This is a genomic window from Paenibacillus sp. oral taxon 786 str. D14 (assembly GCF_000159955.1).
GTDB classification, from domain to species: domain Bacteria; phylum Bacillota; class Bacilli; order Paenibacillales; family Paenibacillaceae; genus Fontibacillus; species Fontibacillus phoenicis.
On the sequence record NZ_GG696027.1, the window covers coordinates 1 to 1319 of the forward strand.

The 1319-nt window shown below is 54.0% G+C and carries 1 protein-coding gene; it reads left to right on the forward strand.

All coding sequences use genetic code 11. The features are described from left to right. A partial coding sequence (locus POTG_RS22515; RefSeq protein WP_232282379.1) for a transposase family protein occupies positions 1-1244 on the forward strand: 1244 nt, incomplete at its 5' end. Positions 1245-1319 lie beyond the last annotated feature (75 nt).

Here is a 1319-nt window from a genome sequence, read left to right on the forward strand (position 1 = left end):
GCGATCACTCAGTTAAAATGTTACTAAAGAGGCATCGGTTCACTCACATCGAAATGTTACCGAAGGGATGTGTTTTGAAACTGAGCATGAAAACACGACGTGAAGTAATCCGTACCTTGGCTGATCAATACATGAGAGCGAAATCGCGAAATGAGAAATCTGCAATCCTTGACAACGCCGTGAAGGTGCTGGGTTGCCATCGGAAGCATGCTATCCGCGCTCTCACGAACCCTCCTGCGCTGACACCAGCGAAATCGAAACGTAATCGGCCATTAGCTTACCAGGAGGCGATGCCCGTCATTGAGCGCGTTTGGGAAGCCCTGGATTATCCTTGTGCCGAGCGACTGCATCCTGTTCTGCTCGATACAGCCCAGAGCCTTGCCCGGCACGGTCACCTGCACCTTACCGACCTTATCATATCGCAGTTGCAAAAGATCAGCCGCCCGACATTGGCGCGCAGGTTATCCACACTTCGTTGTCCAAAAGCCAGACCAGCTGTCAACAAGCGAAAGCCGCTCGCCGAACTCCGTTCACAAGTGCCCATGATCGCCTACGATTGGGATGAAACGCGTCCGGGCGCGCTGGAAATCGATTTGGTCGAACACAACGGCGGATCGTCGCTCGGCCACTTCGCCTATACGCTGACTGTGACCGACGTGGTCTCCGGCTACACCCGCAGACGCGCGCTGCTCGGCAAATCCCAACTTGCCGTGCTTCGTGAGCTCAAGCACATCATCGCGGAGTGGCCCATGCAGCCTTGGGGGATCCACAGTGACAACGGCCAAGAGTTTTTAAACGCCCATTTGAAAACCTTCTGCGCTTCGAACAACATTCGTTTCACGCGCAGCCGCCCTTATCGCAAAAACGACAATGCTCACGTGGAGCAGAAAAACGGCTTTCTCGTCCGCCAGCTGGTCGGCTACGAACGCTATGACCGCACGGAACAGGTGGAGTGGCTCAACTCCATCTATGCTCTGCATGATCGGTACTTCAATTGCTGCTTGCCCACTCGCAAGCTGATCGGCAAGGAGCGTCGCGGGGCTCGTGTAAAGAAAACATTCGACACGGCCAAAACACCCGTTGCCCGGTTAATCGAATTGGGCGTGCTACGACCAGAACAAACCCAACGGTTACAGGCGTATCAGACTTCCCAAGATCCGCTTGCATTACACAATCAGTTGGAAGCGCTGCTTTCCCAACCCGTGACGCCTGCCTCCGCTACGCGCCCAGTGGAGGCTATGTAACAGCCTCCACTGGGTAACAAAATTACGTGAGTGAACCATTATCCTTCGGTAACATTTTTATATGAGTTGACACGG